The following is a 26,967-nucleotide window of genomic DNA, read 5'->3' as shown; positions in this document are numbered from 1 at the left end:
TTTGCTTAGCTTTTCAGTTTTGCAAATCAGTTACTTTGAGAGCCATTCATTTGACTTATATATTTCAATAGGCTTGCCAATAGCAAAATAGATAAGAAAATAATTTCTGTCTAGTCCTGAAATAGTGTTACAGTTTTTTAGATAGATTAAATATATATCAGGCAGTCTTAAGATTGTCTGATTTTTCTTTTTTATAGGTTCTTATTTCAATATTTTCCTTTTGATGTGTTTGCTCTGGTGTTTGCATATATAAAGAAAAATGAGGTCTTTCTTGATTATATATTTGTACACTTTGTTGTACTAATTGTTTCATCCAAGTCAAATACGATTGTTGAGTTTCTAGTAAAAACTCTTGTTTGAGAATACCATTGACACGTTCTGCTACTGCATTTTCGTAAGGGTCATAACATTCTGTCATACTACAACGAATACGATTTTTAGTTAAAATCGTCTGATATTCATCACTACAATATTGGACACCTCTATCTGAATGATGAATCAATTCTCGTAACGGATAATTTCTGTTTTTCAATGCCATTTTTAAAGCATTTGAACAACCAACAGTCTCTAAGCTATTAGAAACATCAAAACCAACTATTTTCTTTGAATACGCATCAGTAACCAATGCCAAATACATCGGATTTTCTCGTGTTCCAATATAGGTAATATCACTTACCCAAACTTGTTCTGCTCCATCTACCTTCAAGTTTGCAATTAAATTTTTATGCTTTTTGAAACGATGAAAGGAGTCTGTAGTAACATGATACCTCCGTTTAGGTAAAATAAGAAGATGATTAGCTTCCAAAATACGAAATAGTTTATCTCGTCCCACTTTTAAAGCCTTTAAAGGAATTTTTAAAATGTGGTAAAGTTTACGAGTACCCACTCGTGGCATTCGATGTCTAACTTCTTTGACTAAATCAACTACTTTTTGAGCTAATTCTTTGTATTTATCTGTCCGAAATAAAGAATAATAATATACCCGTCTAGATATCCCAAGCAATTTACAGGTCTTTTCAATACTGGTTGCAGGCTGTTCACTAAATGAACTAACTACTTGGGGTTGGAGTTTTTTCGTATAGAAATTTTATATTCTTTTTCGGCTAAGTCAATCATCATGTCAAACAAAATGGCTTTCTTATCTAAGGTAGATAATTCTTCTTGTAGAGTGGCATTTTGTTTTTTAAGAAGACGAATTTCCTGCTCTTGTTCCATTAAACGTTGTTCTGCTGTTTTCATAGGACGAATTACTTTATAAGAATGATCAAAATTACCGTATTTTTTTAACCAGTTCACAACAGTATGACGACATTGAATACCATAATTCCGTTGTGCTTGAGTTATTGTAAAAAGACCTTGTTCTATTTCCTTAACTACTTGAAGTTTGAACTGCATGGTATAGTCTTTCTGTGTACGTTTTACATAGGTACGTTCCATAATAAAATTGGTTGTGTAACACTATGTTAGGACGAGACATTCTAATTATAAAAAATAACCATTTAAAGCCCAGATAAGAGGATTTTATTTTTTTGACAAAATTTTTACAACATCTTGTTTTTCAAATTGGAAAGGTTGTTTTTCTGTTTTGGAAAATAATCATAAAATGAGGCTGTCCGAAAAGTACGGACAGCCTTTTTTTTATGGTTAATTTTTTTTATTTTCGAGGTATATATACTTTTATACTAACGTTATATAGCCTATGGCAAAAGTAGTTTTCAAAAACCAAAGTGGTAAGCAGCCCGAACTTTTTCCTGTCAATATATTTGACAAAATTCCAGCTCACCATCCTGTTCGTTTAGTTGAAAAGGTGGTTGATTCATTGGATATTAGCGATTTGATTTCTCAATACAAAGGTGGAGGTTGTTCAGCTTATCATCCAAGAATGCTCGTTAAAGTGCTATTCTATTCTTATTTATCCAATATTTATTCTTGTCGTAAAATAGCTAAAGCTCTTGGGGAGAATATTCATTTTATGTATTTATCAGGCAATTCTACACCAGATTTTAGAACAATTAATGACTTTAGAGGTAAAATTTTGAAGGCACACATTCATCGTTTATTTGGAGAAGTTGTTAAAATGTTGGTTGAAATGGGTTATGTAAGTCTTGATGTTCAATATATTGATGGAACAAAAATAGAGGCTTGTTCTAATCGTTATACTTTTGTTTGGCGTGGTAGTATTGAAAAAAATAAAGAAAAGTTAGAAACTAAAGTAAATAAAATTTTATCTGATATTGAAAGTAGTATTCAATCAGATAATCAAGAAGAAAATAAAGAAGAAGTATCTACTCCATTAGATTCAGAATTATTAAAAGAAAAACTCGCTCAAATCAATAAAAAACTAAAAGAACCGAGTAAACAACAGGCAAGAGAACTAAAAAAAATGCAAGATGAATATCTTCCTAGATTAAGTAAATATGAAGAGTCTCTGAAAATTTTAGGTTGTAGAAACTCGTATAGTAAAACAGATACGGATGCTACTTTTATGCGGATGAAAGAAGATCACATGAAAAATGGACAACTCAAACCTACTTATAATGCTCAAGTGTCCACAGAAAATCAATTTATTACCCACGTTTCTATTCATCAAACGGCAGGAGATACCACCACTTTATCCTCTCATTTAGAAGGATTTGAAAATCAGTACAATAAACAAAGTAAAGAAGTAGTAGCTGATGCAGGTTATGGAAGTGAAGAAAATTATGAATTACTTGAAAAAAAAGAAATTACTGCCTACGTTAAGTACAATTATTTCCATAAAGAGCAAAAAAGGAAAATGAAAAATAATCCTTTTTTAGTTCAGAATTTATTTTACAACAAAGAATTAGATTTTTATGTCTGTCCGATGGGGCAAAGAATGAAGAAAATAAGAGATGGAAAACGTACTTCAAGTAATGGATACGAATCGCAAGTATCTTATTATCAAGCAAAAAGGTGTCAAGATTGTCCTCTTCGCAATTTATGTCATAAAGCTGAAGGCAATAGAATAATACAAGTGAATCATCGTTTAAACCAACTAAAAGAGAAAGCTAGAAATTTACTAACTAGTGAGAAAGGATTAGAGCAGCGCAGTAAACGCCCTATAGAAGTAGAAGCTGTTTTTGGGCATCTCAAATATAATAATAAGTTTAATCGATTTACTTTTAAGGGATTAGTAAAAGTAGAAATGGAGTTTCTATTGATGGCTCTTGGGCATAATTTTAGAAAAATGGTGGCAAAAACTGCCGATAAGCTAAAAAATACTTTCAATTCTAAAAAATCATCTTTTTGCACCTTTTTTTATACTCAAAAAAATCACCAAAAGACAAAATTTGTTTGCATCATCAAAAAAATCAACCAAAAAGAAGAATTACAAAAAATAGCTGCATAAAAAGAGGCTGACCTTTTCGGACAGCCTCATTATTTTTTATTAAAAATTCTAATCCGTCAAAATTTCATCTTCATCCTGCCTCATAACTTGTACGACTCCATCAAGTTCTTTGAGTTCCATAATTAGTTTTTGTACTTGCTCAGTATTTAAGACACGCAGACGAACTTTTCCCTCAAATACTGTTTCTTTATGAATATCAAAACTAATTCCACAAATATTAACTTTATTTTGATTAGAAATAATACGAGTAACATCATTGACAAGTCCCATTCTATCAGCTCCAATAATGGTAAGAAGAACCTCAAATGTCTGTGATTTCTGACTAGCCCAATTTACAGAAATAATTCTGTCTCCATAGGATGCCATAATTGCAACAGCATTCGGACAGTCTGTTCTATGAATACGGATTCCTCGTCCACTTGTAGTAAGTCCAAAAATATCATCACCAGGTATTGGATGGCAACATTTAGATAAGTGAAATTCTATGGTAGAATCTCCACCAATAAGAAGAATATCATCTTTTTTCTTCTTTTTGTGTGCTTTAGTTTCTTTCTTTGGTTTTACTTTTGAAGCTTTGTATTGTTCGTCTTCTTCTTTAAACTTTTTAATTTGTGTATGCTCAATTTTTCCTTTGCCAACAGCATAATAAAAATCAGAAGCATATTTATAACTAAAATAATCTAAAAGTTGATTGACAGTCTCGTCATTAAATTCAAGCTTGAGTTGTTTGAGTTTTCGTTTTACAATATCTTTTCCATCTTCAATAACTTGTTTTTGGTCTTTTTTAAGAGCCTGACGAATAAGTTGTTTTGACTTTGAGGTACGAACATAAGAGAGCCAATCTTCACTTACTTTTGTTTTAGAGGAAACTAATATTTCTATTTGGTCACCATTTTGAAGTTCGTAATTAAGAGGAACAAGTTTATGATTTACCTTGCCACCCATACAACGTTCACCAATCTCTGAATGAATATCAAAAGCAAAATCCAAAATAGTAGATTGTTGAGGCAAAACTTTTAAATCTCCTTTTGGTGTAAAGACATAAATCTCATCACTAAAGAAGTTATTCTGAAACTCATCAATAAACTCTAATGCAGATAGGTCTTTGTTCTCAATACTCTCTCTCACTCTAGCAATCCAACCTTCAATACTAGATTCACTCTTATCTGTACCTCCTTTGTATTTCCAATGTGCTGCATACCCTTTTTCGGCTATTTCATCCATTCTGTGGGTTCGGATCTGTACTTCTACCCATTGTCCTCTTTTACTCATAACAGTCGTATGAAGTGATTCATAACCTGTCGTTTTGGGTGCGCTAATCCAATCTCTCAAACGCTGTGGACTAGGCTGATAAAAATCAGTTACGACAGAGTACGTGCGCCAACAAGCAGCTTTTTCATCCTCTCCTACTCCTGTATTTAGGATAACACGAATAGCAAACAAATCATAAACTTCATCAAAAGGAATTTGCTGCTTAACCATTTTCTTCTGAATAGAAGAAATAGATTTCATTCTACTTTTAATTTCAAAATCAAGTCCTTGGCGTGCTAATTCTTCTTCAATTGGCTTCTTAAATTCATTAATAAAACGAGTACGAGAAGCTTTAGTTCTTTTGATATGCTCAACAATTTCATTGTATGCCTTTCTGTTGGAATACTTTAAAGACAAATCGTCGAGTTCGGAACGAATGTTATACAACCCTAGACGGTGAGCAAGAGGAGCATAAATGTACTGTGTTTCTGCTTTTATTTTGAGTTGTTTTGCACTTGGCATACTTTCTAGTGTACGCATGTTGTGCAAACGGTCTGCAATTTTGATAAGAACAACACGAATGTCTTCCGAAATTGTCAAAAGAACTTTTCTAAATGTTTCGGCTTGTTGAGATTTTTCTTGCCCAAACATATCACTAGGCACTTTTGTAAGTCCATCAATAATTTTGGCAACACGGCTTCCAAACTCTTTTTCTAATCTTGAGAGAGGAATATCTGAATCTTCAACAACATCATGCAAGAGAGCACAAATAATTGAAGTTGTTCCCAACCCCATTTCTTCTACAACAATTCGTGCAACCTCAATAGGATGAAAAATATACGGTTCTCCTGATTTTCTACGTACATTTCCGTGTGCTTCGGTTGCTATCTGAAATGCTTTTTTGATTTTTTTTGCATCATCTCCTTGCATATATGGACGTGCTAATCGCATTAAGTGGCGATAGCGTTGCAAAATATCATTTTTTTCCTGTTCTAATTGTTGTTCTGTAAGTCCTTGTTCTTTTTTTGCTTCTTCTGTTTTATTGGGAATTTCTACTCCCTTTTCTGGTATGGACATATCTTTTCAGTAAATTAAAATACAATCTTAATCGAATTATTAGTTTATTTTTGGTTATTTTATTTAAGTTCCTAATTCTTAAACTACTTCTTTATCTATTTTTACATCATTTTTTTATTCAGTAAGTCAATTAACTAGATAAGTAGCTAAACTAATTTAATCATTTTATTCCATATATTCTAACTCTTTAGAAAAAATATATTTATCAATCAACAAATAAGCTACTTATGTGGTTACTAATCATCAAGAAGAACTAAATAGTATTTATGTAATTTTTTAAATATAAAATTTGATTATATTTATATTTTAAGAAAAAATACTAGTCTAAAAGGGATTTTTTTTGCACTTTTGTAGTGTATAACCTCTAGTTTTTAACTCTTGCATTTAAAAGTTCTCTATTATCTTATCAAAAAAAATAAAAAAATCGATGCGTATTTTTGTTCAAAATAATTATTTAGAATTTGTCAATGAATATCCTGAAGTAACAGGAGGACGTATTTTGCAAACTGAAAAAATAAAAGACAGTTATAAATTATACCTTTCTTTAAAAACAAGAACTGATTTTACTAGAGCTTATATAAAAACGGATGATATAGCAAAGTCATTTGAAGAGTTTGCTAAAAAATTCAAAATCAGAGAAGCTGCTGGAGGTTTGGTTATTCGTAATACTCTACAACTTTGGATTTTTAGAAATGGAAAATGGGATTTGCCAAAAGGACATTTAGAAGAAAATGAAACCAATGCAGAAGCTGCTGTTAGAGAAGTGGAAGAAGAGTGTGGAGTAAAAGCAGAAATTGTAAAAGAATTGCCTACTACTTACCATATTTATACATACGAAGGAAAAGAAATTATCAAAAAAACCTACTGGTTTGAGATGAGCACAGAAGATGAAAGCACACCACAACCACAAATTGAAGAAGGAATAGAAAAAGTAACATGGCTTAAAGAAATTGAAATTCCTTATATTTTGAATAATACTTGGGCTTCGATTGAATATTTGTTATCTCAGATTATTGAGTTTTAAAAGTGTCTGTACAAAAATGATTTGCCTAATAATAAATAATAGTAGACAAATCATTTTTTGGTTTATTATTATCATCACCTAGGAAATTACTTCCTCTTTATTTTTATTTGCAACAGAAATAGTTGAAAAATCCATCTCTACTTGGTTTCTTGTAATATCTTCAAAGGTTTCTCTTTTTCTAATAAGATAATCTTTTCCTTCATATACTAAGATTTCAGCAGGACGAAAACGAGAGTTATAATTAGAAGACATCATAAAAGAATACGCACCTGCGTTTTGGAAAGCAAGAACATCATTTTCTCTTACTTCTGAGAGTTTACGATTTGCACCAAAGGTGTCCGTTTCACAAATATAACCTACCACATTATAAATTCTGGCAACTCCTGTTGGGTTAGAAATATTTGTAATATGATGATAAGCCTCATAAAACATAGGACGAATTAGATGGTTCATACCTGAATTAAGACCAGCAAAAACAGCCGTAGGAGTTGTTTTGAGAACACTTACTGAAGCTAGAAATGTTCCAGATTCGCTTACCAAATATTTTCCAGGTTCGAAAACGAGTGTCAAATCTCTTCCATACGATGCACAGAATTCATTAAAACGCTCTGAAACTTGCTCACCTAAGGCATCAATATCAGTTGTAATATCATTTTCTTTATATGCTACCTTAAAACCACTTCCCATGTCTATATATTCTAAATCTGGGAAATCTTCTGCTGTTTCTAATAAAATATCTAATCCTCTCAAAAATACTTCTACATCTAAAATATCAGAACCTGTATGCATATGAAGTCCTGTAATTTTCATTTTATAGGCTTCTACGATACGCTGCACATGACGCATTTGATACAAAGAAATTCCAAACTTGGAATCTATATGCCCCACAGAAATTTTTGCATTTCCACCAGCCATCAAGTGAGGATTTATACGTACACAAACAGGAACTTTTCCTCCCCATTGATGTCCAAACTCTTCTAAAACTGAAATACTATCAATATTTACTTGTACCCCCAAATTTACTGCCTCATTTATTTCACTTAACGCAACTGAATTCGGTGTAAATAAAATATCAGAAGGCTCAAAACCAGCTAAAAGACCAAGTTGAACTTCTTCAATAGACACAGTATCTAACCCTGCACCCAAAGATTTGAAGAATTTCAAAACCGAAATATTTGTAAGAGCTTTACAAGCATAGTGTACCTTCATTTTGGTTTTTGAAAACGCCTTACAAAGCTGTTTGTATTGTGTTTCCATTTTCTTTGCATCATATACATACAAAGGAGTTCCATATTTTTCTGAAAGTGAGAGTGCAGAAATGCCCCCAATATAATATTCGTCTTGATCGAATTCTAACATGATTGTGAATAAAAAAGTTAATTAAATAAAAGCACAAAATTGTTCTAATGAAATACATAGAACTAAAAACAAATTTAATAAAGTAATAGTTCGTTTTGATGTTTAAAAAGAAGTTATTTATGAAAAATTAAATTTTATAAATATAAAAGCCCTATCTAATTACATTAGATAAGGCTCATTAATTAATTAAACACATATTTTATTTTTTGAAAGTATATATAGATAAGTTCGACCTATTTTAAAACACTTAAGTATTAACCAGGTAGTTTTGGTGGATCGTTATCTTCTGTACTTGCACTAGTAGTCATTTCTAGTCTTTCTTCTAATTCTTCAGTAAGAAGTTCATTTTCTAATTCTGCAAAAAGCTCATTTTGAGCATCAATTTGCTTTGAGTTATTTTGAGTATTCATAGCGTAAAATTTTTGAAGTGTAAAAGTATATTATAATTTTAAATAAAAAAACAAGGGTCTTGAAATAGTTTAATGGAAAGACAAAACTAAGAGTGATAAAGAAGTTTTGTACAATTCCTTGTTTTAGTATACTCCAAATATAGGGCTTAATATTGCAGAATCAAATACTGATTAATATGTTTTTATTACTTGAGTTGTGTGATTGTGATTAATAAGTCAAAATTAAATTTGGTAAAATTAAATTTCAGCCAAATAATGCAACTGTGTTTATTATAAAGGTTAATTATCCTTACTATTTATATAAAAAATCCAATTTTAGAGCACTCGAAAGATACTATTAGTTTTTTTTAATTTAAAAAATAGATTCTTTAACAAAGTCATAACACGCTGAAAATCTACGCTTTATACAATAAAATTACATAATGATAAATTACATAATCTATTTTTTAGGACTTTTTTAGGTAAAAATTAGCTTAGTTTTATTAGAAAATAGTGCAAAAATATCTAAACATACTGAAAAGAGCATATCTATACCATCAGATTTTGGCAAAAATGAAGCAACTTTATTAATTATCAAAACTAAAAATTGGATTTTTACTAAAAAAAATAAAGCCATAAGTGAATACAATGGTAATTATGAAATAATGAACTTGTTTAAGAATGGTTATTTATTTTTTTAAAAAGAGGTCAAAATAGTTATACTTGTAAATCATCACATTTTCAATCTAACTATTTTTCCCTCTATGTACGTAAACTTATCAAAAAAATTTATAACCGAAAATATTTTACCTTATTTACATCAATTTACAAAAGGTCGTCGTATAAAAGTAGCTCTTTGGCGTATTATCCAAGCCATTGTGTATCGCTTAAAATCAGGGAGTCAATGGCGAGAACTTCCTATGAAACAATTTTTCGGAAACTTATCAATTAGCTGGAATACAGTATATTACCATTATAATAAATGGTCAAAATTAGGAAGTTGGAAGAAATTATGGATCAAGTATTTAGAAGATTATCGTGGAGAATTAGATTTTTCTATTTGTCAGCTAGACGGCAGCCACACTTCAGCTAAACGAGGAGGAGAAGGTATTGGATATTCCAAAAGAAAAGCAGGAAAAACAACCAATGCACTTTTTCTAACGGATAAAAATGGTATTCCAGTAGCGATGTCTGTTCCAAGAGCAGGCAATCATCACGATGCTTTTGAACTTGAAAAAAATATGCAATCTATGATAGATGATTTGAATGCTTCTCAAATTAGAGAAGGAGGAATTTTTCTCAATGCTGATGCAGCCTTTGATACACAAGCCTTTCGTTCTTTTTGTAATCATTTAGATATTGTAGATAATATAGATTTTAATAAAAGAAATAAAAAAGACCTTGATAATCAACCATTTAAAGATGAAGAAATGTATGAATTGAGATTCGTTATTGAAAGAACTAATGTGTGGTTAGATGCTTTCAAAGCCTTAATTATGAGGTACGAAACTAAAATTCATACGTGGCAAAGTTTACACTATTTAGCCTTTACTTTAATATTTGCCAGAACTAGAAAAAAACATTCTTAAACAACTTCAATAAAAGAAACAGATTTAATCTCTAGTAAATACAAAATACATCGAAGTACAGATATGTATTAGAGTTTGGAATACGTTGTATTATTTGGGAAGGATATAAAGGAGAATCATATAGTAGAATGAAATATGCACCACCTCACATTAATAGACACAAAGAAGAATAAAAAATACATTGATTCTGAGTCTGACAGATTTAAAGTATTAGTATAGACCCTGTTTCAATTCATTCTACAAAAAATCCACAATAGACCATTCCGAAACTTCACCCCATTTTTTGACTTGCTTTTTAAAGGTTTTAAAGCTCTCATAAACACGGGCAGCAAACTCATCTTTTGCAGCAATTTCATCTAAAATCTCTGTTGTTTTTTCTTTTAATAAATCCAAAACTTCTTTTGGAAATTGTCTTAATTCTACATTTGGAGCTTCTTTGAGTATTTTTTGTAGATAAAAATTATTCTTTGCTTCAAATTCTGATAAAATTAAAGAATTGTATTTTAAAGCTGCCGTTTTTACGATTTCTTGTAAGTCTAAAGGTAATTTCTCAAAGGCTTTTTTGTTTACAATAAGCTCTAAAACAGAACCTGGTTCGTGCCAACCAGGGTAATAATAATACTTTGAAACACGATGAAAACCCATATTGTAATCATGATAAGGTCCTATCCATTCGGCTGCATCCACTACGCCACGTTCCAAACTTGTGTAAAGTTCGCCACCAGCCACAGTAACAGCCGAACCACCAGCAGCAGAAATTACTTTTCCACCTAATCCAGGGATACGCATTTTAAGTCCTTTCAAATCTTCTGGCGTATTGATTTCTTTGTTAAACCAACCTCCCATCTGTACGCCAGTATTTCCACACGGAAAAGGAATCAAATTATAAGGTTCATAGAGTTCTCTCCAAAGCTCCAAACCACCACCATAAAACAGCCAAGCACTCATTTGTTGGGCATTCATTCCAAAAGGAACAGCCGTAAAAAACGAAGATGCAGGCAAGCGACCAGCCCAATAATACGCTGCACCATGCGCCATCTGAACACCTCCCAAAGAAACAGCTTCAAAAGCCTCCAAAGCAGGTACAAGTTCGCCACCACCAAAAACAGTAATTTTGAGTCTTCCTGCTGATAAAATCTCAATTTCCTTAGCCATCTTTATCACTCCTTCTCCCAAAACAGGAAAATTTGGAGGCCAAGTAGTGGTTGCTTGCCACTCAAACACCTCATCAGAAGTAATAGGAACATCAGATTGTTTTTCTTTTATTATATTTTCAGACGAACAAGCAGAAAAACCTCCTGTAAGTAATGCAGCAGCAGTCAGTGAGCCTTTTTTTAGAAAATCTCTGCGATTGGTAAGATTGTTTTTTTTGTTGGACGGATTTTGCATTGGATTGGTTTTATTTTTTTATACGGATAATTTGACTGAACTAAATGGGTCAGTCAAAACATTTAGTAATTGTTACTAAAGTCCATTTGTCATTAATGTCTTTTCTATTTGCACACTCAAGAAACTGTTCATAATGTACAAATTCTTCTTTATTTATCTCATCAACTACATATAAAAGTTGTTTATAAGTTTCTATACCACCAAAATTTAATCTATAAGCAATACCCTTTTTTATTGTTTCTCCTCCTATATTATAAACTTCTATTTCAGATAATTCAAGTTCTGACTCTAAAAAGGTTATTTGAGATGTAATCTCTGGATATAAAATTTTTATAGAATCAAGAGAAATGGAATGGTCAGTATATCTTTTTTCACTTAATATTATTTGACTGACTTCCTCAAATGTTTTTATATTATTTATTACGCTAGAATCTGATACACAGGAAGTTATAAAGTGATAAGAAAACAAAATTAATAGCTTTTTCATATGAATATTTAGTTGTTTTCTTGCCTTGCTTTTATTCTCAATTCATTTTCTATGTCTTCTTTTTTGCTATACATTCTAGTTAACCATAATTTAGCTTTTTTAGGGTCTTCAAAAACTTCTATTTGATAGTCACTAAATGATCTCTTGACTTTATCAATGTATTCTTGTCTAAATGCATCTTTAGAAACTAAAAAAGCCACTCTTCGAAGCGAACTTTTAGAAATATAATTAGGTATAAAATCAGTAATCATCCATTTTTGTGCCTCAGTTGAAACTACTTTTCCTTCTCTTGTATCAGTGAGCCAACGAGTAACTTCAAGTTCTACGGTTTTCTCATAAGCAATTTTTACTGCTGTTCTGTATTCTTCATCAGCTACAGCTCCTAACCATTTAAAAGAAATCATATCATACTCTCTATCATAGAACAGAAAGGCATTTTCCACTTCATATAAAACCATAATTTTCATTTTGTTTAGTGATAATCTACAAAACCAATTCAAAAGTAAAAGGTTTTTAAACATACAGGAAACAAAAAAAGACATAACTTCCTTAAAGTTAAGCATTTTCGATCATTTCTCCCACAATTTTGGCAGACGATAAAGCAAGTGGAATTCCTCCCCCTGGATGAACACTTCCCCCACAGAAATACAAACCTTTTGTTTTGGAAAAATTAGCATGTCTTAAAAAAGCTGCATAACGATTGTTGCTACTATTGCCATACAAAGAACCTCCTAAAGATGACGTTCTGAGTTCGATTTTCCGTGGGTCTAAAATGGATTCTGAAATAATATTTTCTTCTACATTTCGCATGAGTATGCGTTCCAATTTTTTGATAATATCTTGTTTTGCTTTTTTTATTAAACTATCCCAGTCTTGCGAACCGTCGTTTAAGTTATGAGGTGCATTTATCATTACAAACCAATTTTCACAGTCTTTTGGAGCATCGGTTTTGATATGTTTAGAAGAAACAAAAATATAAACTGTTGGGTCTTGGTAGAGTGTTTTTCCATTAAAGAGAGCATTAAATTCTTTTCTATAATCTTTAGTAAAGAAGATATTATGTAAATCTAATTCTTTGTATTCAGCATTCATTCCCCAATAAAAAATGAGTGCTGAAGACGATTTTTGTTGTTGTAATAAAAATTCAGGAGCTTTTTCTTTTGGTAATAATTTTTTGTAGGTATGTACAATATCCATATTCGAAACAACTACATCAAAATCTAAATTTTCAGTAGTTACATTTTCTAATTTAGTATCCTTTACTTTTATTCCTGTAATTTTATTATGAGTTTTATCGATTATAATTTCCTCTACTTTTTTATTGAAATGATACTTTACACCCAAATCTTCTCCTAATTTCACAAGAGCTTTCGTAATGTCAAACATTCCACCATCAGGCAAAAAAGCTCCTTTATTAAACTCTAAATGAGGAATTACATTCAAAAGCGCAGGTGCAACATAAGGCGAAGAACCATTATAAGTGGCATATCGATTGAAAAGCTGAACCGTTTTTTCCTTCTCAAATTTAGAACTATTTGCTTGGTTCATGGTCTTGAAAAGCTCTAATTTCCAAATTTGTGAAACAGCTTTTAGTGCTGTTTTATTAAAATAAGTTTCTGCTTTATGAAGCGAACGAGTAAGAAATAAATCTGCCGTCAAATCATATTTTTCTTTACTGTTTTTGAGAAATTTCAACACGTTTTCTTTGGGTTCGCCAATTTTTTCTTCTAGCTGACTAGCAAAAGTTTCTATGTCTGCGCTGACTTCTAATTTTGTTCCATCTTCCCAAAAATATTTATTGATGGTTTCTAGTTTTTTATACGAAAAATAATCTTCTACTTTCTTTCCAGACTTCAAAATCAATTCTTCGACACGCTCTGGTAATGTAAAAAGCGAAGGCCCAGCATCATAACGAAACCCATCTTTCCAAAACTCTGACAGTTTTCCACCTGCATAACTATTGGCTTCAAAAACTTCTACTTTATATCCTTTATTGGCTAAGTGAATAGCTGTTGCTATTCCTGCTATTCCTGCTCCTATGATGGCTGCTTTTTTCATTAAAACGTAACTTAATTCTAGTTTGATTTTACTGATATATAATTACAAAATTAAGTTTTATGTTTTAATATCAGTATTATTTTATATTTTTTCAGCCAATTCTTTTAGTTTTTGATTCATCAACTCAAAGCCTTTTCTAGTATTTTTGTCTAACTGACTTTTGAAAATAGGAACAAGCAAACCTTTAAAGTTTTCGCTTTGAATAAATGTAGTTGTTCCATCTTGGTTGTCGATGAGTTTAAAATGATGTTCTCCATCAAACAATCCTTTAAAAAGTAAATTTCCTAACCAAACAAATTCTTTATTTTCATCAAAAACAATAACTTTTGGCATAAAGGTGATTAAATTAGAATCAGGAGGCTGAATTTTAGCTGTTATTTTATTTCCTACTTTTGGATTTCCTTCTATAAATTTTATGAATGGATTCCAATTTGGGTAATTTTTAAAATCTGTCAGAATTGACCAGATTTTTTGAGCAGGAGAATGGATGATAATCGAAGTTTGAATTTGATAAGCCATAATGTTTTGATATGAGTGATGTTTGTTTCTTAGTTGAATAAGACAAATATCCGTTTTATCAAAATTCATTTTCTTGATATAGATCAAGAAAATGATATCCTTTATTTGTTAGATAGATTATAATTCAAGCTGTTTTTTTCGAATTCTACTCAATGTTTCAGGACTCATTCCCAAAAGAGAAGCAATATATTGTAAAGGAACTTGATTAAAAATTTCATTATTCATATCAAAATAGGCATTGTATCTTTCTTCTGCATTCATAGAAAGGTGACTAAAAACTCTGTTTTCTACCATTTCAAAACATTTTACAATAAACATTTTTTCAAAATCAAACCACTTGGGTTCTATACTTTCAATTTTATTGTAATCACTTCTTTTTATGATATAAATTTCTGTATCTACTAAGGCTTGCATATTCCAACGAGATGGTTTTTCGAACATAAAGCCTGAAATATCTGTCACAAAATAACCTTTTGTAGAAATCCATTGTGTAACTTCTCTGTCTTCTTTTAAAACATAAATGCGTAACAAACCACTTTTCATAAAACAAAGTTTGTCACAACGTTTATTTTCTTTTAGGAAAAACTCTCCTTTTTTGAGTGTTGTTAGTTTAAACAAATCACTTACCTTACGCAACTTTTCAGCTTGTTGAATGCCAAAATAAGAATTGATATATGTTTCTAACTCTGTAAGTGATGTGTTCATAAATTTATACTCATTGAATCAAGATTTGATTTTATATTTTATCAAAAACAGAACTCCAAAAATTGCCATAAAAATCCAAAGACTAGGTTCTGACGAGCGTCTTGCATCTGTCAAATCTAATAATCGTTTTCCACTCAAAACTTCTTCTTGTTTTTTCAAAAGTGCATTTCGTTGTGCTTCCGTTTCCAAAACCATAAAGGTAGTAACAGGTGTGAGAATGCGAGCTGTAAAACTTTTTTGAACTTGCTCTAACCAACGTTTTTCGGCTTGAGTAGGATATAAAGCCATTGTTTCATTGAGATTTTGCAAAGATAAAGCCTGTGCATATTTTGGTAGTTTTTCAAAGGCTTCTATATCTGCGCTTGTAATTTCTTCTTTTTTATCAAATTCGGTAATGGGTAAAGTAATTCCATTTTTGATAGAAATAGGTAAAAAGTAATTCCCTTTCTGTTTTACTTCTTTAATTGAAATTTTATCAACTGGTTCTCCTAACATTTTAAAATGCTCAAAATTTTGAAGCATAATTCTATTATTTGAAGCCAATTCATAAAAATCAAATCCTTCTGGAACATACTTTTTCCATTCGTGCAAAGAACCTGTCCAAACTCCATCTTCTAGCTCGTCACTTACAACTACAATAATCGGATAAGTAGCTTTATCAGAATTATCAAGATTCAAGTTTTGTAAATAGTTTTCTAGCCAAATTTTCTTGACAGCTTTCTCTAAAAAGAATCCACCTTTGTTTGTGTTCTTTAAGTAATCTTGCTTCCAATTTGTTTGTAAGTCATTTACTTCAAAATCAACAAGCGTATATTTTGATTCTAAATCATTTTCTAATGGATTATTTGATATAAATTTCTCTATTCGTTCAATATATTTTTCCTTTCCTATTCCTCCATATTTCGAATTATCTAAGACAAAATGATAATAGGGTTTTCTAGTAATCGTTTTTAAATCTGTTAATTCTTTAGCAGAAACGTAATTTGAATTTGATGTAGTTTTGAAATTTTCCGTATTATTTTTTGAATAATCTTGAACATTAACACCAATTCCATTTGTATCCGTAATCAATACTTTATCTGTCAAATCTTCTTTTTCTCCTAAAAAAACAGTTGTAGAATCATCAATTTGTAACTCAAACGGTTCAGCATGTAGAATTTCAAATCCTGTCTTTCTATATTCATTTCTTATAAATGGAAAAACACGAAAGCCAATTTTGCCTTTGTCGTTGTAATACAAAATCCCTGGGTCTTTACGAGTATTTACAATCTGACGATAAACCCACAAAGCCGTTTTTTTCTCTGCTAAAAGTGCCTCTACTTTCTCTTCTCCAACATACAAATAATAATTGCTGATAAATGCTCCTTCTGGCAAATCAAAAAAAGTAGCATATTCTCGCTGCCCAAATCCTTCTTCTGCATTGTGTAAAACCAAATCTACTTGACTTACCCAAGCATTTTGTTTTTCATCAAAAACTGAAGTAATTTTTGTCTTATCTATTTTTACTGTATTGTCTCCTTTTCCTGTTTCGAAATTTCTATTTTGATTAATTTGTCCTTGCCAAAAACGCCATGTATCAGTTGGTTTGGGCATATCTTCTCCTACAAAAACATTATTCAAAAGATTTATTTTTGATTCTGAAAGTGTCATATTATCCAAAACAAGCCATTTATAAAAACTATCTAATAATGGAATTCCATCATTTCCAATACTTAACCAATCTCTGTTTCTTCGTACTTTAAAATTTTCTATATGGCTCAAAGTTGCTGAAATAGAATTTGGATTTGGAACACTTTTATTTTCATCATAATCCGAACTATACAAATAATCTAAGCCTTTATGTAGTTGAACTCTGTCATAATAAGTATTTAATGAAAAAGCTAAAGGAACAATGAGGGCAGCAACTAAAAAACTAATAAATAGCGAAGAAGTAGAATAATTTTTGGTTAGATAATCATAATCTTGATAGAGTTGTTGAGCATGAATGAGAAATAAAACCAAAGGAGTTAGCATCAAAAGACCAAAGCCAATAATTACCATAACCACAGAAAGAGGTGTAAATGGCATAAAAACAACCATAAAATAAACTGTATAAGGAAAAACAAAGGCTTTTAAGAGAAAATGAAAAAAACGATATTTGTATAATTTAAAAGAAGAAGAAGGAGTAATCAGAATAATAGCAGCAAAAAGTGCAAAACTGAAAAACCAAACACTTTGAAAGTTTCCTAGTGGGTTATCTAGTTCTTTACTCAAATAAAGTCCTACTAATGGAAAAGCTCCTATAAATAAAATTTCTAAAACTCTGCGAAGATGAGGAAATTTATTGTTGAGATAAGCCAAATAAACTAATCTAAACAGCCAAAATAAAGCAGAAATAATCATGACAGACATCAAAATTGTCATGGCAAATTCTGTGAATTTATAAGAGAAGGCTTGATTTAGAAATGGAACGAGAAGTGTGATAGACAAATAAATAGCCAATGGAATAACCAAAATTGCCCAAAAATGATAACTTGACTCTTCTTCTTTTCCTGTAAAATGAACCACAGCCACAATAATGGCATGCAACATAGAAGGAAAAACAAACATACCCATAAAACTCTGCACATCAGTAACACCTTGAATCCAATCAGGAACAGAACGAGGAACTAAATCTTTTGCTTGTAGATAATAAGAAAGCATTAAAAACAAATAAATAGCAATTGTAGCGACCGACCAAATACCATTTACAGGTTTTGAGTGATAGGTCAAATATGCAGCATAAATAGTTTGAACAATGATAACCCCAAAAAAACTAAAACCATAGACATACCAATTACTTACTATATTTTCCTCTAGCTGCATTCCAAAAACCTGAAAAGCATTGTAGTAAATAATAAAAAGTGTCAGTTGTGGAAGGATAGTAGAAAAAAATATCCAACGAGGATGCAAAAATGGATTCATAGTTTTTATATTTTATTCAACAGAAAGAGATGTATATTATACAAGTATCAAATTACTAATTTTCTTTCTTAAATGATGCAAAACGGAATTAAATTGCATAAAATTAATCTATATCAATCCAGAAACCACACCATTCAAAACAACAAAACGCTTTTGTGGATTTTCTATATTTTCAAATACTAAATTTGGATTACTTTCAAGTGCTATTTTTTCACTTTGCATTACAAGAGCATAATTTTCAAAATTATGTTCTTCGTGTCCGTAAAAGGTAGATAAATCTCCAATATCAACTATTTCACTTTTAAAAAGATACTGATGTTCTTTTATATCAAATTTAGAATGTCTTTCAAAAGCTATATCTGCTCTAAATTTTACAAACTGAGGAAATTCTATTTCTACATTCCTCAAAATGACATCATAAAACTGTGTTCCATTTAAAGGTAATTTTTCGTAGGCCTCTATTGATTTGTCTTTATGCAAATTATTTGCAACTGATAAAAGTCCATTCAAAATAGAAACATAATTATACTTTCTAACTTCCTGTTTTTCCCAGTCGTTTGGATAATGCCCCGATTCTATCAAAATTGTTCCGTAGCCTAATTTCTGAAAGCCATCTCCAAAAGCACGAGGTTCGAATTCATCGTCATATTTTGCCATTTTCCCACCTAATTCTTTTTCTAATCCTTCCACCATTAAAGAAATTACTTGCATGGCTTCTAAACGTCGCATTCCTCCTTTTTTAATAGTTGTTTCTTTATCAAAAGCAGGTGCAAGAAAAGCAAGAGTAGTTGGAACTGGATTTTTACCAACAGAATATTTTGAGCGTTGGTCGTGCAAATTAAAACTGAAATGAGGCTGTACTTTTGCTGCTAAGTCTATGAGTAAATTTGCTTCTGGTGTTTGTCGTTGAAGAAAATCTCTATTCATATCAATTCCTTGAGCTGTTCTGCGTGTAAAAAGTGCTGTTCCATCAGGATTCAGAACAGGAACAAAATGCAGCGTGAAATGACTTTTAAGTATTTCTACTAACTTTTTATCTTCATCTGTGATTGGATTTTCTAAGAAATGAAAAATATCTAAAAGTGCCATGGTTGCTGTCGGTTCGTTTCCATGCATTTGAGACCATAGCAAAACAGGTGTTTTTCCATTTCCAAAAGTAAGATGATAAACAGGTCGTTTTTGGGCAGATTCTCCTAACTTTTTTAGTTCAAAATTAGAATTTTGCTTTTTTATTGTATCAAATAAAACTTGATTGAACTCTTCAGGCTGAAAATGTCTATATACAAGTAATCTTTCTTTGTAGAGAGAATAGTTTTCTAAAAGTTGGGATGTAAAATTCATTTAAACTGCTTTTATTGTAGGATTATAAATGATTGTCTATTTTTTTAAAGTTACTTAGGAATCAGTTTTTCTATAAATTATCTTTGTTGATTAATCTGATAAAAACACCTATTTTTCAAACAACTTGAATTTATTAATTTAGTTTGAAGTTCACAAAAAATCAAATCAGTATGAAAAATCTAAAAAAATCATTTCAAGAATGGTATCAGAAATACAAAAAATATCTTTACGTAGAACCTCTTATGTACGGAACAATGATTTTGATAATCATCATCAGCATAATTCTAGTAAAGATATTTAAAGATTAAATAACAAAGAGACCAAAGAGATTAATTAACGATTCTCTAGCTGTTTTTGGTGTCTTCGCTAACGACATTTTCTGTCTTCATCCAAACTGTACGTTGAGGAAATGGAATTTCAATTCCTGCTTCGTCCATTTTATATTTTAATTCTTCAATCAAATCATTATGTACAGACCAATAATCTGGAGTTTTTGCCCAAGAGCGCACAGCAATATTAACTGAGCTATCTCCCAAACTAGTTACTACAATAACTGGATTTGAAGGAGCATCTCCTTCTTTCAAAACAAGTGGATGTGCATTTGCTGACTTTGACATAATTTCTTTTGCTGTTTTTATATCATCTCCATAACTAATTCCAATTGTGATATCTACTCTTCTGATTGGTTCTCTTGAATAGTTTGTGATTGGACTATTTGAAAGCTCTCCATTTGGAATAATAATGAGTTTGTTGTCTGTTGTATTCAGAAGTGTATAAAAAATCTGAATTTCTTTTACTGTTCCGAGCATTCCTTTAGCCTCAATGAACTCACCTATACGATATGGCTTTAAAAGGATAATCAAAACTCCTCCAGCAAAATTAGACAAACTTCCTTGCAGAGCTAAGCCAATTGCCAAACCTGCAGCACCAATAATTGCAGCAAAAGAAGTAGTATCAATTCCAACAATAGAGGCAACGACAATGAACAAAAGAACTTTTAAAAGAACTCCAATAATGCTTGTCAAAAAGTTTGCTAATGCTAAATCATTAATGGCTTTATGCAATGCTTTTTTGATAAGTTTGATAATGAAACCGACGACTACCCAGCCAATAACGAGTGCAATTAAAGCATAAACTACTTTAAGTCCATAGGTTACTAGAAGTTCTTCAATATTTATATTTTTGATGTCAAAATCCATAAGTAGTTGTTATTTTTTTATTAAACGATTAAAATTAAAATACATAAAAACAAACTTTTGCTCGTCTTTTTATGTTTAATTCATAAAGATAAGGGAATTGGTGGTAGTATTCCAAATCAAAAACCCCTTGTCAATTAAGATCATATTTGCAAAAAAAGTCTTTTTGAACTTTATTAGCTTCTTTATTGGTTAGGCATTTGTAGTTAGATAGTTATAATTTTCAAATCGCAATTATTTCATGTAATTTGCAATTAATTATTTTTTAGACTTTTATTTATTTCCTAATAATACAGAAAAGAGAAAAAAGAGAGAATAAAACAATCATTTTTTAAACTATATATTCAAACAAACACAATTTAAACACTTACGAAATTAGAAGAATCTAAAAATAGATTAGAATGACTAATTCTGATTTAACTCTTTAGTTTTTAGCTTCTAACTTCTAACTTTATTATATGACAAAGAGAAAAAAAACAAAAAACGAGAAAAACCCTCGTCTGAGCCGTGAAGAAATACAAAAATTAGCCACAGGACTCATAGAAACGCTTGCTCAAAGCAAATCTGAAAGTTTTACACTTCGCCAACTCTATAAAAGAATTGGCTTGACAGAAAAAGAACAAAAAGAAAATTTAAGAGAAATTGTAGATACAGCTTCTGCTGCTGAAAATACGACTACAAAAAAAGAAGAGCCTAAAACACAATCCCAAGAGGTAAAACAAGAGACAAAAAAGGAAGAACCTAAAACGAACTCTTCGCAGCAGCAAAAACAAAACAATCAACAAAAACATGCTGCAAAAGAAACCACTAGAGATGTAACTGTACAAAAACAAGCTCTTTCTAACAAATCTAATCGATTAGAAAACGAACAAAAAGACGAAGCGAAAGAAGTAAAATCACATACTGAATTACAAAAAAACGAATACATTGGTACTGTTGATGCAGGACGTGATTCTTCATATATTATCTGTGAAGGCTTAGAAGAAGATGCTTGGGTAGGAGGACATAAGATAAAAGGAGCAATTACTGGAGATATTGTCAAAATTAGATTAACAGGAAAACAAAAAGGAAAAAATCCAGAAGCTGAAGTAATAGAAATAGTAGAGCGTGGAAGAACCGAATTTGTTGGAAATGTTCAATTACTCAATCGCTTTGCTTTTGTAGTGGTAGAATCTAAGAAATTAAAAATGGATATTTTTGTTCCTTTGGATAATTTAAATGGAGCAACTAATGACGATAAAGTAGTCGTTAAGATTGTAAAATGGTCAGAAGAAAAGGGTAAAAACCCTGTTGGAGAAGTAACTGAAGTTTTAGGAAAAGTAGGAGAAAACGAAGCCGAAATTCATGCCATTATGGTAGAGTTTGGTTTGCCAATGGAGTTTGATGAAAAGTTAATTAAAAAAGCAGAAGAAGTTCCAGACGACCTTACAGATAAAGAATTCAAAAAACGTAGGGATTTCCGTCCTATTCTCACTTTTACAATTGACCCAGTTGATGCAAAAGATTTTGATGATGCCATTTCGCTTTCTTATTTACCAAATGGAAATTACGAAATAGGTGTTCATATTGCAGATGTTACTCATTATATTCGTCCGAATACTTTATTAGAAAAAGAAGCTCAAAAACGTGCAACTTCTGTTTATTTAGTGGATAGAGTTGTGCCAATGTTACCAGAAAGAATTTCAAATAACTTGTGTTCGTTGCGTCCACAAGAAGAAAAATTAGCTTTTTCGGCTGTCTTTGAATTAGACAAAAATGGAAGTGTTCATAAACGTTGGTATGGCAAAACAGTTATTTATTCAGACCGTCGTTTTACCTATGAAGAAGCACAAGAGCGCATCGAAACAAAAGAAGGAGATTATGCAGATGAAATAAATGTTCTTAATGATCTTGCAAAAAAACTACAAGCCAAACGATTTAAACATGGTGCAATTAGTTTCGAAACTCAAGAAGTAAAATTTAAGTTAGACGAAAATGGAAAACCTTTAGGGGTTATTCCAAAAGTTCGAAAAGATGCTCACAAACTTGTAGAAGAATTTATGTTGCTTGCTAATAAAAGTGTAGCAGAATTTGTCTACCGTTATAAAAATGGAAAAGAGAAGAATACAATGATTTACCGTGTTCATGATGATCCAGATCCAGATAAATTAGCAAATTTGAAAGCTATGGCAAAAACATTTGGCTATGATATAAATGTAGAACCAGAGCATTTTGCAGCTTCTTTGGCTAAACTTGTTCAAGATACAGAAGGAAAACCTGAATACGAAACACTTCAATCTTTAGCTATTCGTTCGATGGCAAAGGCAGTTTATACCACCAAGCCAACAGGACATTTTGGACTTGCCTTTGAGCATTATTCTCACTTTACATCACCTATTCGTCGTTATCCTGATATGATGGCGCATCGTCTGATTGAAAAATACCTAAAAAATAATATTAAATCTGTTGACCCAGCCAAATATGAAAGTATGGCTCGTCATTCTTCAGATATGGAAAAACGAGCTTCTGATGCAGAGCGTGCTTCTATTCGCTTCAAACAAGCTGAATTTATGGCTGCTCATATCGGAGAAGTTTTTGAAGGAATGGTTTCAGGGGTTACAGAATGGGGTTTGTATGTAGAAATTACCTCAACAGCTTGTGAAGGAATGATTCGTCTATCAGATTTGAAAGGCGATTATTTTGAATATGAACCGAAAAATCAACGAGTAGTGGGTCGTAAATCTCAAAAAACATATACACTAGGAAATAAAGTAGAAGTACGAGTAAAAGGTGTTGATATGGAAAAAAGAACGATAGATTTGTTGATGGAAACAGAGGAAGACAATTATGTAAGTTCAAATAAGTCTCGTAAACCTCGTAGTGGAAGAAGAAAATAAAATCTGAATTCTAACTTCAAATTATTTTTAACATAAAAACAGGTCAAAAAAGAATAGATAACTACTCTTTTTTGACCTGTTTGTATTTGAGGTGTTGCTATACTAAAATCCCAATAAAGACAATATTATTTTTATAATTGAGCTAGAGCTTCTTCAATTTTTTTCTCTCCACTATGCATTGTAATTACTTTCTTAGAGGCAGAGCGATTAGTCAATGTTTTAAGCAATGTTTCAGCGACATCATCAATAGAATTTTCGCCAGCACTATCAATATTCACTTCTATTTTCCCTGTTGCTTTTTCTTCTTTGAGTGTACTCGGTTGTAAAATGGTATAATCCAAATTAGTATTTTTCATCAACCACTGATCAGCATAATGCTTTGAAATATAATAATCCATCATATCTTTTGGAATTTCACTCCACTTATCTGTATCTGTTGCAAAAACAGTACTTAGCATAATATAACGCTTTACATTTTTCTTTTCTGCAACCTGCATTGTCTTGATTGCGCCGTGTAAATCAGTTTGTAAAAGGTCTTCACCTCTAGAACCTGAAACAAAAAATACAGCATCTACATCATTTGGAAATTGTTTTTCCATTTCTTCAACAGAAGCGTTTAAGTCTAATTCTATTTGAGAATAATTTTTTGCATCAAAAAGATATTTATCTTTTCTAGTTGTGCCTATCACTTCATGTTCTTTGGCTAGAAGTTTTTCAGTTAATGAACTTCCTACTCTTCCACTTGCTCCAATAACTAATGTTTTCATTTTAATATTTTTTAATTTATTTGAATTTAATATATATTACAAATAGACTAACAGTTATTACAAGCCAATAGTTTTTATTTTTTTATTTTCGTACTTTATCTTTTGAAATAAGAAATATGTCTCAAATCAATTCTCTTTAACGACCATTTCAAAACTAACAATTCCTCCATCAATGACTGCTTTTTCTAAGCTGCCATTTTTATAAAAAAAGAAACTCTCCCTACCACTTGTATTTGTTTTTTTGTATTTATGGTTTCCCAAGTGAACAATAGTATTAAAATCTCCTTCTTGTTCTGAGTAACAACGCCCAATATTTACAGGTTCTTCAAAATACATGGAAATGGTAGAATAACGAATAGTTTCTTTAAATGTAGTTTCAAGTTTGCCATCTTTCATTACTTGATACTCATTATTTTTTCGTTTTGTATCAGCTTGAGCATGATTGTTTCCATTATAATTTATATCTACGTGTGCGCTTTGTAATATCTCATTATCAAACAGCACATCATATTCATAATTTACATCAAAGGTCTTAATAAACTTTATTTGAATGTTGGTCGAACTCTGATAATGAGTTTTAGAATCAGTCTTTTTTTGAGTTGCATACAAAGTACCAACTGATTTCCCTCTCCAAATCATATCAAAAGACAGCTTTTTTTCAGAAGGTTCAGAAAAATTAAATTGACAAATAACAAAGCTAAAGAGAAACAAATACCAAGTCATAACATGTTTTTTAAAAAGAGTAAAGAGTCCTAGATTACTGTAAAATATCCATTCAAAACAGTAACAGTAATATATTTATTCATGTGTTTTTCATTTTGTGTAAGTTCCTACAAGGTAGGAAATTTATAAGTAATATTGAATACAAAAAAAACTCTTTATCTATAAAAATAAAGAGTTTTAAAATGTTTTTTTTGAAAAAGAAAAAAATACCAATACCTCAGACTAAAATCATCTTTTGAAATGACATCGGTTTTAAAAAGCAGCAGTGAGAAAATAAAACACCTCTCACTCGCAAATCTGAAGATTTGCCAAAATGATAAATCGTAGTCAATAGACAACGCTTAACTACGATTTTATTCTAAGCTGAACGGAGAAATAGCACAAGTGAGGCTTGTGTATCGGTTACCGTTGTTATAGGCAGTTTTTATTCCGTTTCTATTTCGTTAATCGCATTCTCAAGAGCTTTTTCACTATCGAAATATTTAGCTTTTAAAAGATTAAATTCCTTATCGTCTTTTAATGTGTTTTGTAATGTTGAAGCTAAAAAATCATAATTCGTAAATTTGGTTGGCGTATTTAAAATATTGGTTAGCCAATTCCACATTTTTTCTTTTCCAATTTCTTTTTCTATCGCAGTAAAAATAATAGGTGCAAAATCATAAACATATAACTGTCTATTCTTGTATTCCGAATCGGACTTTATTTGCTTAAATGGTTTTGCTTTGAAGTCTTTTAGATTATTAAATTTTTCAGTTATTTTTTTGTCATAAATCTCTTCGCCTATTATTTCTTTCGTTAATTGCAATGACATAAATTCTGAAAAGCCTTCACTCAGCATATCGCCAAGTTCTGAATTGAAATCCTTGACCGTTCCGAAATAATAGTGTCCTAATTCGTGTGCAATAAATGGTCTGTAAAAATCTTGATATTTAGGATTGATTATATTTTTCAACCCATTTTGCCACCCAATACTCATTATTGTAGGATATGACACAAACATCCAACCGTCTTTTTTTGATGTAGGTGTAGTTTGTACAAAAGAAACAGATTGCTTGAATGGAATATTCAATTTGTCGGCATAGAATTTTTTATAGGAATTAATCATCTCACTAAAGTTTTTTGCCTCACTCTCACTAAAGTCCGAGTTCAAAATATATGTATCGTTTATGTCTGTAAAATCGTAATTACCACAAAACAAGGTTAATTCCCGAGGAACGTCACTTTTGAAATTGGCAGTTTCGGCTTTAATCGGTTCGTTCCCATTTACATACAATGTTTTACAATCTTTGCAGGATATATCGATGTCATATTTGACTAAATGAAAAATTTTGTCACTCCTAATGTCATATAAAATGGGATACCACGAAGATTGACGACCATCTGACCTGACGGAATTTTGATTAAATGCAATATTGCCTTTCCAATCTTTTCGGCTATAATTCGCAATTGTATCGTTAGCAACGGGAAATTTACCAACATATCTAAATTGAATAGATTTGGGAAGAAACTTACCTTTTCCAGTATTATCTTTAAAATAGTATGCAATAGATTCTCCCGTCGAAGTTGTATCAGCAAGAGATTTGCTGAAATAAATTAAAAAGTCGTTTGGCTTTTTACTTCGTATATGAAGAATATTCATACCAGAATTTAGTCGAATGAAATAGTCCTTTATTTTCGGAATATTGCTCAAGGTTAAATCACAATCAAAAGTTCCTTCTTTTATTGAGATTTCGACTTTTCCTGTTAGAAATGGTGTGTTTTCTTGTGCGATAATGTTCGTTAATGGTAAAAGCACAAAGAAAATTACCTTGATTAAATGCCCTCTCATAATTTGTATGATGATGTTTTTTTTAAATTGCCTAAAACGATTACGGCTTAGCGAAGATGGAATTTCTTAGTCGTTT

Annotated in this window: 22 protein-coding genes; 5 read left to right on the top strand and 17 right to left on the bottom strand. The window is 31.0% G+C overall.

What is annotated here, in order from left to right; genetic code table 11:
* Positions 1-157: 157 nt before the first annotated feature.
* A complete protein-coding gene (locus tag V9L05_RS07210) occupies positions 158-1,021 on the bottom strand; it encodes an IS3 family transposase (protein WP_338815411.1) in 864 nt (287 codons plus the stop codon).
* Positions 1,022-1,053: 32 nt separating this feature from the next.
* Entirely contained in the window at positions 1,054-1,437 is a 384-nt protein-coding gene (locus V9L05_RS07205) for a transposase (RefSeq protein ID WP_338811880.1), read from the bottom strand.
* Positions 1,438-1,699: 262 nt separating this feature from the next.
* On the opposite strand from V9L05_RS07205, the gene V9L05_RS07200 reads away from it, so the two are divergent.
* A complete protein-coding gene (locus tag V9L05_RS07200) occupies positions 1,700-3,370 on the top strand; it encodes an IS1182 family transposase (RefSeq protein ID WP_338812234.1) in 1,671 nt (556 codons plus the stop codon).
* A gap of 48 nt (positions 3,371-3,418) precedes the next feature.
* Here the strand turns inward: V9L05_RS07200 and V9L05_RS07195 are convergent, their stop codons facing one another.
* On the bottom strand, positions 3,419-5,698 hold the full coding sequence (locus V9L05_RS07195; protein ID WP_338793873.1) for a RelA/SpoT family protein: 2,280 nt from the start codon (positions 5,696-5,698) through the stop codon (positions 3,419-3,421).
* A 427-nt stretch (positions 5,699-6,125) separates the two neighbouring features.
* Between V9L05_RS07195 and V9L05_RS07190 the strand changes: the two genes are divergently transcribed.
* Positions 6,126-6,722 carry an NUDIX domain-containing protein gene (locus V9L05_RS07190; protein WP_338793874.1) on the top strand — a complete coding sequence of 199 codons (597 nt, stop codon included), beginning with the start codon at positions 6,126-6,128 and terminating at the stop codon, positions 6,720-6,722.
* Between the two features lie 78 nt (positions 6,723-6,800).
* Here the strand turns inward: V9L05_RS07190 and lysA are convergent, their stop codons facing one another.
* Together lysA and V9L05_RS07180 are read right to left on the bottom strand one after the other, a co-directional pair.
* Positions 6,801-8,081: a diaminopimelate decarboxylase gene (gene lysA / locus V9L05_RS07185; protein ID WP_338793875.1), complete on the bottom strand. Its 1,281-nt coding sequence runs from the start codon at positions 8,079-8,081 to the stop codon at positions 6,801-6,803.
* A gap of 254 nt (positions 8,082-8,335) precedes the next feature.
* On the bottom strand, positions 8,336-8,491 hold the full coding sequence (locus V9L05_RS07180) for a hypothetical protein (protein ID WP_338793876.1): 156 nt from the start codon (positions 8,489-8,491) through the stop codon (positions 8,336-8,338).
* 743 nt (positions 8,492-9,234) lie between these two features.
* Between V9L05_RS07180 and V9L05_RS07175 the strand changes: the two genes are divergently transcribed.
* The gene (locus V9L05_RS07175; RefSeq protein WP_338814949.1) at positions 9,235-10,059 is read left to right on the top strand and encodes an IS5 family transposase; all 825 of its coding nucleotides are present in this window, start codon (positions 9,235-9,237) and stop codon (positions 10,057-10,059) included.
* 237 nt (positions 10,060-10,296) lie between these two features.
* Here the strand turns inward: V9L05_RS07175 and V9L05_RS07170 are convergent, their stop codons facing one another.
* The 8 genes from V9L05_RS07170 to V9L05_RS07135 all read right to left on the bottom strand — a co-directional run bounded on the left by V9L05_RS07170 (position 10,297) and on the right by V9L05_RS07135 (position 19,501).
* The gene (locus tag V9L05_RS07170; RefSeq protein ID WP_338814948.1) at positions 10,297-11,448 is read right to left on the bottom strand and encodes a substrate-binding domain-containing protein; all 1,152 of its coding nucleotides are present in this window, start codon (positions 11,446-11,448) and stop codon (positions 10,297-10,299) included.
* A 49-nt stretch (positions 11,449-11,497) separates the two neighbouring features.
* Entirely contained in the window at positions 11,498-11,935 is a 438-nt protein-coding gene (locus tag V9L05_RS07165) for a hypothetical protein (protein ID WP_338814947.1), read from the bottom strand.
* Positions 11,936-11,943: 8 nt separating this feature from the next.
* On the bottom strand, positions 11,944-12,402 hold the full coding sequence (locus tag V9L05_RS07160) for a hypothetical protein (protein WP_338814946.1): 459 nt from the start codon (positions 12,400-12,402) through the stop codon (positions 11,944-11,946).
* Positions 12,403-12,490: 88 nt separating this feature from the next.
* The gene (crtD, locus tag V9L05_RS07155; protein ID WP_338814945.1) at positions 12,491-13,993 is read right to left on the bottom strand and encodes a 1-hydroxycarotenoid 3,4-desaturase CrtD; all 1,503 of its coding nucleotides are present in this window, start codon (positions 13,991-13,993) and stop codon (positions 12,491-12,493) included.
* Positions 13,994-14,074: 81 nt separating this feature from the next.
* Positions 14,075-14,512 carry an SRPBCC domain-containing protein gene (locus tag V9L05_RS07150; protein ID WP_338814944.1) on the bottom strand — a complete coding sequence of 146 codons (438 nt, stop codon included), beginning with the start codon at positions 14,510-14,512 and terminating at the stop codon, positions 14,075-14,077.
* 117 nt (positions 14,513-14,629) lie between these two features.
* The gene (locus V9L05_RS07145; RefSeq protein WP_338814943.1) at positions 14,630-15,217 is read right to left on the bottom strand and encodes a Crp/Fnr family transcriptional regulator; all 588 of its coding nucleotides are present in this window, start codon (positions 15,215-15,217) and stop codon (positions 14,630-14,632) included.
* A gap of 18 nt (positions 15,218-15,235) precedes the next feature.
* Positions 15,236-18,160 carry an MSEP-CTERM sorting domain-containing protein gene (locus tag V9L05_RS07140; RefSeq protein WP_338814942.1) on the bottom strand — a complete coding sequence of 975 codons (2,925 nt, stop codon included), beginning with the start codon at positions 18,158-18,160 and terminating at the stop codon, positions 15,236-15,238.
* A gap of 108 nt (positions 18,161-18,268) precedes the next feature.
* Positions 18,269-19,501, bottom strand: coding sequence for a M14 family zinc carboxypeptidase (locus tag V9L05_RS07135; protein WP_338793884.1), 1,233 nt, complete (start codon positions 19,499-19,501; stop codon positions 18,269-18,271).
* Positions 19,502-19,671: 170 nt separating this feature from the next.
* On the opposite strand from V9L05_RS07135, the gene V9L05_RS07130 reads away from it, so the two are divergent.
* A complete protein-coding gene (locus tag V9L05_RS07130) occupies positions 19,672-19,809 on the top strand; it encodes a hypothetical protein (protein ID WP_338793885.1) in 138 nt (45 codons plus the stop codon).
* A gap of 36 nt (positions 19,810-19,845) precedes the next feature.
* Here V9L05_RS07130 and V9L05_RS07125 read toward each other — a convergent pair whose 3' ends face one another.
* A complete protein-coding gene (locus V9L05_RS07125) occupies positions 19,846-20,700 on the bottom strand; it encodes a mechanosensitive ion channel family protein (protein WP_338814941.1) in 855 nt (284 codons plus the stop codon).
* A gap of 455 nt (positions 20,701-21,155) precedes the next feature.
* Here V9L05_RS07125 and rnr point away from each other — a divergent pair, with 455 nt between their 5' ends.
* Complete coding sequence (gene rnr, locus V9L05_RS07120; RefSeq protein ID WP_338814940.1) at positions 21,156-23,573, top strand: ribonuclease R; 2,418 nt, start codon at positions 21,156-21,158, stop codon at positions 23,571-23,573.
* Positions 23,574-23,704: 131 nt separating this feature from the next.
* Here the strand turns inward: rnr and V9L05_RS07115 are convergent, their stop codons facing one another.
* The 3 genes from V9L05_RS07115 to V9L05_RS07105 form a co-directional block, all read right to left on the bottom strand.
* Positions 23,705-24,340, bottom strand: a complete 636-nt coding sequence (locus V9L05_RS07115; protein ID WP_338814939.1) for an NAD(P)-binding oxidoreductase — start codon at positions 24,338-24,340, stop codon at positions 23,705-23,707.
* A 126-nt stretch (positions 24,341-24,466) separates the two neighbouring features.
* Positions 24,467-25,063: a DUF6134 family protein gene (locus V9L05_RS07110; protein WP_338814938.1), complete on the bottom strand. Its 597-nt coding sequence runs from the start codon at positions 25,061-25,063 to the stop codon at positions 24,467-24,469.
* Between the two features lie 424 nt (positions 25,064-25,487).
* Positions 25,488-26,891: a hypothetical protein gene (locus tag V9L05_RS07105; protein WP_338814937.1), complete on the bottom strand. Its 1,404-nt coding sequence runs from the start codon at positions 26,889-26,891 to the stop codon at positions 25,488-25,490.
* Positions 26,892-26,967: the final 76 nt, after the last annotated feature.

It is taken from the genome of Bernardetia sp. Wsw4-3y2, from assembly GCF_037126295.1.
Lineage (GTDB): Bacteria > Bacteroidota > Bacteroidia > Cytophagales > Bernardetiaceae > Bernardetia.
This window is presented reverse-complemented; position numbering and strand designations above follow the sequence as displayed.